This is a genomic window from Bacteroides coprosuis (assembly GCF_020741705.1).
Classification (GTDB): Bacteria; Bacteroidota; Bacteroidia; order Bacteroidales; family Bacteroidaceae; genus Bacteroides_E; species Bacteroides_E coprosuis.
The window spans coordinates 21,953-32,712 of sequence record NZ_DYYK01000143.1; the positions used below are offsets into that span (position 1 = coordinate 21,953).

Sequence of the window (10,760 nt, forward strand, 5' to 3'; positions counted from 1 at the left end):
TTTATTCGTTCTGAGTTCTTATCTAGAGCAGATGATACGAACAGCAGCAGTATCAATATCTGCACCCATAGGAGGGTTTGTTTTAGAGAGAGTAATATCAATCTTTTGAATGAGTTCAAAGTCCTTTAATAGTCTTGTTCCTATTCTATAAATGACATGTTCTATGAGTTTTGACGGAATAGCCATTTCTGTTTTTATGGATTCATAGACATCCGCATAACTTACGGTTTCTTGTACATCATCACTAAGAGCTGCTTTAGAGAAATCTACATCCATTTTTAGGTCTATAGCATAGGTATTTCCTACTATAGTTTCTTGTTCTCCCACACCATGATAGGCATAAAACTGAAGGTTATTCAATAGGATTTGACTCATTTGTACTTTCATCGTTTTGATTTTCTGTGTTACGTTTACTATTTGAGATTAGTGTCTTAATTTTATTATTAAGCTCTTCATTTTCTATTAATTCCTCTATATAGCAAGGCATTCTATACTTCCATTCATGTTTTGAATTAGCAGGGATATTAATTTGTTCTTCTTCTGGGGTTAATATATCATACCATTCAGGTGAAAGAGCTAGCCAGTCTTGAATGCACTCAATAGCCAACATTGAGTTACTGTTTAGTTCTCTACTTAAGATTTCTTCAGCTATATGAGGATTTATATCCTTAAGTATAACCCCATCTTTTTTTAAAATTCCATGGGTGAATACTTCTCTATTTTCTTTGCTCTCTTCCCACCATCCTCTAATTGTACTCATATCATGAGTTGAAAAAGAAGATACTGATTTGTAAGGATATTCACTAGGGTAGCCTATTTTTAGTCCATATTTTTTGGGCATTCGTTGTATCTCTAAACTTAATATAGATAAGTCTTTCATTACCCAAGGAACAGAATTGGGAATCATCCCTAGATCTTCTCCACATACAAGCATATTGGTTGCTTTTATTAGTTCGGGAAGTTTCTTATAAGCTTCTTTTTGCCAAAATAAATCATGCCTATGATAAAAGAACTCTTCGTAGAGAGCATCAAATTCCTTTTTCTCTTCGGATTTGAATAATTGGTATGCAGCTACTTTTTGAGCTTGTATTCTTGGATGATAATATCCTTTTTGAGTTTTGTCTTCTAAGAATAAAACGTTTGTAAGAAGATTCAGTAATATAGACTCTATTTTCTTATTAAAATCTTTTGAGTCATTGGATTTAAAGAAGTTATGTACCTTTAACTGAGAGTTGTATTCAGTTTTGAAATTAAATAATCCATGACTTGTTGATTCAAAAAACTGATTAATTATTTTGCGTCTATTCGTCAAGAATAATTTATGAAGTAAACTTTTATGAATATAAGGCTTCGTGAATAAATCTTTGTTGAATTTAAGTCCAGCCTTTTCTATTTCTTGGATACTTAAAGGTAGTGCAGGATAGAATTGCCCTAAGGTACCTAGCAGTTCACTGCGTGGAATGCTCCATATCCTAAAGAAACCTAAAATATGATCAATACGATAGGCGTCGAAGAAGTTGGACATATATTCTAATCTTCTTTTCCACCAGCTATAATCATCCTTAGCCATTGCTTCCCAATTGTAAGTAGGAAATCCCCAGTTTTGTCCTTGAACAGCAAAATCATCAGGTGGTGCACCCGCTTGGCTCTCTAAGTGAAATAGATTAGGATGTACCCAAGCATCAACGCTATTTAGTCCGATACCAATTGGCAGGTCGCCTTTAATCACTATTCCCTTTGATCTCGCATAGTCATGAACCTCTTTAAGTTGGGCATATAAATGATACTGCGTAAAATAGATAAACTGAAGAAAAGGATAAGCTGGACTATCGGGTTGGTTAAGAGCCTCAACGAGTTCTGGCTTATATGCTTTATATTCTTCCCATTTATGGGTTTTTGAAGTAGCATACTTCTTTCGTAGATATAGATAAGAAGCATAACTTACTAGCCATTCTTTGTTTTCGTTGTAAAAGCTTTGGTAAGCTTCACTCTCAAAAGTTTGTTGTCCTTTGAGCTTAAATATAGCATGGATGTATGTGTGCTTTTTTATTTGTACATAAGGAAAATCTAACAGTTTCTGTTGGTTAATCCTTTTTCTATCTTGTAAATAGACTTCGCTATATTCTGTGTCCGCGATACCTAATTCGTCCAAATTAAGGTAAATAGGATTGAGTGCAAAAACTGAAATGCACCTATAAGGATAAGAGTCTAACCACGAAAATGTATAAGTAGTATCATTGATTGGTAGAATTTGGATTAAATCTTGATTCGTTTGTTTAGCCCAGTCTACCATCTGTTTTAAGTCAAGAAACTCACCTATACCCCAACTTCTTTTAGTGCGTAGTGCGAAGACGGGGATTGCAGTGCCCGTACCTTTCCATCTGCTTCTATCGAAATAGGTGAAGCGATCTGAAATTACTTTATGAGTATATTGAGGTTGCGAAGAAGTGTTCAGTGTTCGGTTAGGAGCATTCTCCCATGCAATTAGTTGTTTTGTTTCTTTCTCAAGGATTACAAATTTATATTCCAAAGCTTGAGTAAGCTTGGATAAGTCTATTGCTTGTTGCCATTCAGGAAAAGTTATATCGGACATTATTAGGGCTTGGGAGGGATTCCAGTTGCCTAAAATCTCTTGGTTTCCACAGATGGCTAGCACTTCATTAGGGCGTAAGGTAGGGGAGTAAGCCTTTAGAATAATAGACTTATCAGCCTCAATCAGTTTTTCCTGCTTCTTGTTATCCCGAGCAAACCAGATATCTGTAAATGCAGTACTATAATTGAAACGGTTCTTTTGTATGTTGTGCCAAGAATCTTCTATGAAATAGGTCTGATTGGCATTGCTGGGTATTACAATAGAGCGGGTTATACCATTCCATTCCTCTCTCACCAGTTCGTTTTTTTTACTAATGATATAGGAGTAGTTTATTATGGTATGTGGCGGTATATTTATGTCTACCTCTGCTTGCCACACTGTTCCATCATTTGTTTTGAGAGGAATAGCTTTTTGTATTTGGTTATTTCCCATTTCGGGAGTAGAACCAACGAGCTTCACTTCCTCACCCCAATTCGTTCTATATTCTACACTAAAGTGAAATCTCATGTTCTTGAAGTTAAAGTTAAGTACAAGCTTATTTATATGCCTAATACAAGTATAAAGAATATTGACATATAAAACACTATTTGCTTTAAATATAAAAGGAGAAAACTACTGAAATAGTTCTCTCCTTTTGCTTAAATATTGTTTACTTATTAGGTTTTATCCACAGCGTGATGAACCACAAGTGGTGCATATCAGGCATCCTTCCTGATAAATAAGAGTTTCATTACCGCAATTTGGGCATTTGGTCCCTGTAGCTTTAGTGCCATTTTGCACATATCGCTTTAAGGCTCTTTCAACTCCATTTTTCCAGTTGTTAATGCTTTCACTATCCAGCTGCAAAGAACTCACTAATTTTACTACTTGATCAATAGGCATACCCCATCTTAGAACGCCAGAGATTAATTTGGCATAGTTCCAATACTCTTTGTTAAACTTCTCAGATAACCCTTCAATAGTAGTTTTATAACCTCTCTTGTTTTGGAATTGGAAGTCATATCGTTTGTTTCCTGCTTCATCAACATTTTTGATGATTTTGCCAGAAACCACACTTTTGGGAAGAGATATACCCTCTTCATCATCTTGTAAACCTGTGAAGATTTCATAAGGTCTTCCATCATATAGACCAACAAAAGCTACCCATTTTTCTTTGTTGTTTTGGAAGCGAACTACATCGGCTTCAAGTTCACTAGGACGTTTGAGAACTTCTGGGTTTGTAGGCATAGAAGGAATAAGTAGACCTTCTGCAAGAGCTTCTTTACTCTCTTTTTCCTTATCTTTTTTGGGTTCTGTTGCTATAAGTACACCAGATCTTGAGCCATCACGATATACCGTACATCCTTTACATCCAGCTTTCCATGCTTCAACGTATAACTTGTTTACAAGTTCTTCGTTGACATCATTGGGTAGGTTGATAGTAACACTTATTGAGTGATCTACCCATTTCTGGATGCGTCCCTGCATTTTTACCTTCATCAACCAGTCTACATCATTAGATGTAGCTTTATTGTATGGAGATTCTTCTACAAGCTTATCTATTTCTTCTTGTGTATAGCGTTTGGCTGGATTGTAACCTTTTGCTTCCATCCATGTTACAAATTTATGGTGGAAAACAATGTATTCTTCGAAAGCATCTCCTGTTTCGTCAACAAAATCAACACGTACATTGGTGTCGTTAGGATTTACTTTTCTTCTACGTTTGTAAACGGGTAAGAATACTGGTTCGATGCCCGAAGTGGTTTGAGTCATCAAGCTTGTAGTTCCAGTTGGAGCAATAGTTAAACAAGCAATATTACGACGACCATATTTTTTCATCTTTTCGTATAGAGCAGAATCAGCATCTTTCAATCTGTTGATAAATGGATTATTTGCTTCTCTATCCGTATCATATACTTCAAAGGCTCCTCTTTCCTTAGCCATATCAACCGATGCATTGTATGCAGCTAAAGCGATAGTTTTGTGTACTTCTTCAGAGAAATCTGTAGCTTCTTCCGTACCATAACGAAGATTTAATGCAGCCAACATGTCTCCTTCTGCAGTGATACCTACACCTGTACGACGACCTTGACCTGTTTTCTTATAGATTTTCTGCCATAAATTGTATTCTGTGCGCTTTACTTCTTCATTTTCAGGATCACTCTTGATTTTTGATAGAATAGTTTCAATCTTTTCTAATTCAAGATCAATGATGTCATCCATGATACGTTGAGCTAAAGCTACATGCTTTTTGAATAGGTCAAAATTGAATTTCGCTTTGTCTGTAAAAGGATTTTCAACGTATGAATATAAGTTGATAGCTAGAAGACGACATGAGTCGTATGGGCATAATGGGATTTCTCCACAAGGATTAGTAGAAACAGTTCTATATCCAAGATCAGCATAACAATCAGGCACAGATTCCTTGATAATGGTGTCCCAAAATAAAACTCCTGGTTCAGCCGATTTCCAAGCATTATGTACAATCTTTTCCCATAATGATTTAGCCTTAATTTCTTTTACTGTTGTTGGAGTTTCTGAATAGATAGGATATTGTTGAATGTAGCCTTTGTCATTAATAGCTGCAGTCATAAATTCATCATCTATTTTTACAGAAACATTAGCTCCTGTGATTTTGCCTTCAGTCATTTTTGCGTCAATAAAAGCTTCAGAATCTGGATGCTTTATTGATACAGAAAGCATTAATGCTCCACGACGACCATCTTGTGCTACTTCACGGGTAGAATTGGAGTATCTTTCCATGAAAGGAACAATACCTGTAGATGTAAGAGCCGAGTTTTTTACTGGTGATCCTTTTGGACGGATATGAGAGAGGTCGTGACCTACTCCACCACGTCTTTTCATCAGTTGAACTTGCTCCTCATCCATTTTAATAATACCACCGTATGAGTCGCCTGGGCCTTCTACACCAATTACAAAGCAGTTGGATAAAGATGCTACTTGGTAATTGTTGCCGATGCCTGTCATTGGACTTCCTTGGGGTACTATGTATTTGAATTTATCTAGGAGTTTGAAAAGCTCTTCTGATGTTAAGGGATTTGGGTATTTCTTTTCTACGCGCGCAAGTTCATTTGCAATTCGCCAGTGCATATCCGCTGGTGATTTCTCGTATATGCTACCATACGAATCTTTCATTGCATACTTGTTTACCCAAACGCGTGCTGCCAATTCGTCTCCGCTAAAGTACTTTAACGACTCTTCAAAGGCTTCTTCATAAGAATAAGTTTTCATTGCCACAAGTAAATGTTATTATAGGTTAAAATTATTAAATTGAAGCTGTTTTGATATATGAGATATTGAGATAAACGTCTCTGAATATTTTATATATTTCTAGCTTTGCAAAGCTAGAAATGATTTTTCTTTTAGACAACTAAAATAGTACATATATTTTTTGAATTATCTAAAACAAAAACCTAAATACTTGTGTATAAGTAGAGTAGGTTTAACTAAATATTCTAAAGTTGTCTGAAACAAAAATTTAATAAAATTTATAGGCGAATAAATTTGCTATTTATGAATGCATAAATAGAGCGTATATAGGGGGCTTTTAGCCTTTTGATAAGTGTTAAAATTTTATTTCTTGTGTAATAATTCTTGTACAGCTTCCATGTCTGCACGGTAACTTTTATCTACTTCACATTGGTGTTTAACTGTCTTGCACGCATGAAGAACAGTGGAGTGATTTCTATTGCCGATGAACTTACCAATTTTTGGTGTTGAATATTCAGTATATTTCTTAGCTAAAAACATAGCAAAATGTCTAGCTTGAACTACCTCACGTTTTCTTGAGCGAGAGTGTATTTGTTTGGGTTCAATTTTGAAGTAATCAGTTACTGCTGTTAGTATATTGTCTATAGTAATGACTTTCTTTTCACTTCTCACTACTTTCTTAACGATGCGTTGGGCCAAATCTAAGTCGATTTCTTTATTATAAATAGTAGAGTGAGCCATGATAGAGATTACGATACCTTCAAGATCACGTACACTATCATCCACATTTTCGGCAATATAAGTAATTACTTCTGTTGGAAAGTCTAATCCATCTCGATGAATCTTATTCCGCAGAATATCTTTTCGAAGTTCTACTGAAGGTCTTTCTAGTTCTGCAACCATACCCCATTTGAAACGAGTGAGAAGGCGATCTTCCATACCTTGAAGGAGTACAGGAGGTAAGTCTGAAGTCAGAATCAGTTGTTTACCATTTTGATGAAGGTGATTGAAAATATGAAAGAATGTGTTTTGTGTTTTAACTACACCTGCAAATTCTTGTATATCATCAATGATTAAGACATCAATGGTTTGGTAAAAATTAATAAAATCATTGGTTGTATTATTTCTTACTGAGTCGGTATATTGAATCTGGAAAAGATGAGCTGATACGTATAGTACTCTTTTTTCAGGGTATCTTTCTTTAATTCTAAGTCCGATTGCATTGGCAAGGTGTGTTTTCCCAACACCAGAATTACCATGAATGAATAGGGGGTTGAAAACTGTTTTAGCAGGATTTTCTGCAACTGCTTCAGCTACACTTCTTGATAGTTTATTACTATTCCCTTCTATAAAGGTTTCAAAAGTGTAGTCTGGATTTAATCTTGGATCTAGCTCTTGTATAGCTGGAGCTTGTGGAGCCTGAGGAATACGAGTTCTTGGAGCAGCAGGTGAAATGTTATTTTTGCGTACAGCCGTTGACCGATTAGATGCTTCAAGGTTTACCGTAGCACTAGCGCTTCGGTCCACCATAACATTGTACATTAGTTTCGCTCCTTCACCTATAACTTGATATAAAGTATGACGAAGCAAATCCACAAACTTTTCTTCCAAAAACTCATAGAAGAACTGGCTTGGGACTTGTATCACTAATGTTTTATCCTCAAATTTTAGAGGGATAATAGGGGCAAACCAAGTATTGTATGTCGACTCCGCAACATTGTCTCTTATTATATTTAGACAATCATTCCAAAGCGCAACATGAACAGGTTTATTCATAAGGGCTTTACACATTAAATATTTAAAACAACTTCAATATACACAAAATTGATAATCTTATTCGATATAAACAAATGAGAATTTGTTTGCATATTTAATTAAAAATACAAGCATATTTTTAAATCTCATTTTTTTAAATAAGTTATTCTTTAAAAACACAGTCCGATTTTTTGTTATAACATAATTGGTTGATATATAATATATTATACTGATCTATGTTCCTTGTTTTGGAGGTGGTTAAATAATCTAAACTGACGAGTTTTTTAACAGATTTAACGAGCCAGTTTGAAATATGTGTTTTTCAAAGTACCTATTAATAATAAGCTATTTTTTCTTTTTTCCAAATATAGAGAAGTGAACATAGCGCTTTGGATTCTTCTGGATATCATCAAGAAGTTTAGCTGCATTTTCTCCCGTTTCAGTTAATCTTTGATATAGAGTTGAATCATTTAAAAATAATCCAAGACTGTTATCTTTCTGATTCAGCCTCTCCGTTAGTTGATTAATATTGCTAATAGCACTATCTATCTTAGTATAAGTCTCATTTAACTCAATCTCTGATAGGTTTTGACTTACTTTTGCAAAGTTTTCACCAATGAGATTCATGTTTTGAGTAATTTGAGGAATATCTTTTTTCATTAAGTTACTAAACTCAGAAGTTGCTACTTCTAGGTTTTTACTACTTTTTTGGACAGATTCCATTGTCTCTTCCAATGCAGGGTGAGCAAGTAAATGATTTACTGATGTTAAGATGGAATCTAGTTTAGGAAGCATTTTTGCTATGTCAGGAACCATATTAGCTACTTCTGCCATCATGCCTCCTTGGAGTTGTCCAGGGATAGTATCACCTACCTCATGACGTTCTCTTGGGTTGTTGGCTAATAGAAGATTCATTCTTACACCTCCCATTAACTCGGGGACAAGCTCTCCTGAACTACCTTTTGGTATTCTTAAGTCTGTATCTAATTCAACTTCCACCAATACATTTTCGGATTTGTTGTAATCGTAAATAATATCTCGAACCAATCCTACTTTATAGCCGTCTGCAAATACAGGACTCGATTTTGCTAGTCCGTTTACATTTTTGAATGATACATACATATAACTAGATGGCTTAAACATCTCTACACCTTTTAGGTAATTAATACCATATATAAGAAAGAATAGAGCAATGATGCCAGCTAATCCTATTTTGACCTCTTTCGTAAAGAACTTCATTAATATTATTTTAGTGTATAACTGTAATTCTTCTAATAAGCATGTTTTTATCTAGATAGCAAGCTTATTGAGGTTACAAATTTAGCACAAAAAGAGGAAACTACACTAAAAACAAAAAGTTTTGCATTCTTAATAAGATATATTAAGATGTTAAGTCTTTTATTTTTAGGATATAACGTGTTTAATATTTGATCTCGTACTTGCTCTTATTTAAGATCTAAATCTTTTAGGTTTTCTATTTGTACAAAAGTCGTATTCTTGTTGATATCTAAAGTGTATTTTTTATTCCATTTTGTCTATCCTGATAGATACATCTAGTTTCTCTATTCTTTTGTTTTTTTAATCAGAATTATATAGAGTCTATTGCCATTAATCTCTTTTGAATTTTAATAATCAAATATATTCTGACCCTGATATCGCGATGTCTTAACACCGACATGTCATTCTCTTGACACCGACATTATGAGATGATGTCCCTGATGTACTGAAGATTATTACTTTTTAGTATACTTGTTGTCCGTCAGTGAAATTAGCACTTTTAAAGAAGTTGTAAAGTATTCTATGGCTCGCTTTCCAGCAGGTATAATGATAAAAAGGGAGTTGTCTATATGGCAATAGATAACTCCCTTTTAATTTAAATTTTATACCTCAATTATAAATAGAACTTACATTTTATTCCTGTTTTAAACCAAAAACCTGGTTGGGGGATATTTCCTAAATCAAAATAGGTTCTATCCAATAGGTTGTTAGCCTCTGCGAAAATAGTGTATTTGCTTTCAGTCCATTGAACTTTTAAATCGAGAAGAGCAAATGAAGGATAAGATGTTAATATTCCTTCGGGATGATTTGTATTGCCAAAATCGATGTAGTCACCCATTCTGTCTTGCCATCTGAAAGCCCAGTTTAGAGTTAGTTTTTCTGTAAATAACTTATGTCTGAGATTTGCTACAAACTTATGTTTTAGATAATTGAGTGCATAGTTTGATTTGTAAATAGGCGTGTTGTCTTTACGCTTTTGTGAAATATAACTATAGCCTACTTGTATTTGTTTAATCCAAGATGATTTACCTAGCCATGCCTCAGTATTGATGACTGTATTTGTTTCAAATCCTCGATTGTCCAATTTGAAATTGGCTGAGTGATAAACATCTTCTGCATCATACATTACCCAGTCTATCATTTGTTTGCCTTTATGGTAGAAGCCACTCAGTTCTGTCTTTATTACATTGTTTTGGTATTGCAAACCTAAAGTATAAGCTTGAGTCTCTTCAGGCTTAAGTCCTATGTTTCCTTCTTGTGTCGGACTTTTATAATACAAATCAGTAAACGTAGGCATGCGTAGAGCCTTGTTCCAAGATACAAATGCTTTCCAATGAATAGAAGGTCTGTATGATAAGTCTATACCCGGATAAAATCTATACTTATGGTCTAAAGCCGTATTCATATTAGCCATAACACCAAAAGAAGCGGTAAAATTTTGAAGCAGAATATTGTGCTCAAGGTAATAGCTGACATTCGTTCTATTATCTTTTTTATCAAAATATTTATCTTTTTCTCCTGGGACTTTCACCTTTTGGTCTTCCTCGAGAAGCTTTCCTAAGTTTGTACTTAAAATTCCTTCGTTACGAACTTCTGCTCCAAAGGCTGTTTTCCCTAGTACAGTTGTAAAGTGAGCATTTAAGTTTGCTCCATAGACATCTGTCATATGAAAATTTTCTCCTTTAGGGCTATCCTTAATGAGTTGAAAGTTGTCATGAGAGCGATTCCAGTAAAGGGTAGGAGTTAGGACAAACCATCCTTTTGTCTGAGCTTGAACAGAGGTAATATATCGGCGAGTCTTTTCATATTGATTGTTGTACTTGGCAGAGTAGAAAGTATTTGCACCATACTGTTGATCACTGAATCCAAACTGCCAATTTACATCAATATCATCCGATGTATAAACCCCATGATAATAGGCTTT

Annotated in this window: 6 protein-coding genes; all 6 read right to left on the reverse strand. The window is 34.7% G+C overall.

What is annotated here, in order from left to right; all coding sequences use genetic code 11:
* Positions 1 to 18 precede the first annotated feature (18 nt).
* Positions 19 to 387 (reverse strand): dihydroneopterin aldolase, encoded by a 369-nt coding sequence (gene folB, locus K8V80_RS08685; protein ID WP_276777078.1) that lies wholly within the window; start codon positions 385 to 387, stop codon positions 19 to 21.
* Entirely contained in the window at positions 353 to 3,100 is a 2,748-nt protein-coding gene (locus K8V80_RS08690) for a 4-alpha-glucanotransferase (protein WP_276777081.1), read from the reverse strand. The genes folB and K8V80_RS08690 overlap by 35 nt, the downstream gene beginning before the upstream one ends.
* A 156-nt stretch (positions 3,101 to 3,256) precedes the next feature.
* Positions 3,257 to 5,824, reverse strand: a complete 2,568-nt coding sequence (locus K8V80_RS08695) for an adenosylcobalamin-dependent ribonucleoside-diphosphate reductase (protein ID WP_006743380.1) — start codon at positions 5,822 to 5,824, stop codon at positions 3,257 to 3,259.
* Between the two features lie 342 nt (positions 5,825 to 6,166).
* Complete coding sequence (dnaA, locus tag K8V80_RS08700) at positions 6,167 to 7,579, reverse strand: chromosomal replication initiator protein DnaA (protein WP_006743379.1); 1,413 nt, start codon at positions 7,577 to 7,579, stop codon at positions 6,167 to 6,169.
* A gap of 324 nt (positions 7,580 to 7,903) precedes the next feature.
* Positions 7,904 to 8,797, reverse strand: a complete 894-nt coding sequence (locus K8V80_RS08705; protein ID WP_006745767.1) for an MlaD family protein — start codon at positions 8,795 to 8,797, stop codon at positions 7,904 to 7,906.
* Between the two features lie 652 nt (positions 8,798 to 9,449).
* Positions 9,450 to 10,760: TonB-dependent receptor plug domain-containing protein (locus K8V80_RS08710; protein ID WP_276777086.1), on the reverse strand; the 1,311-nt coding region annotated here is incomplete at its 5' end.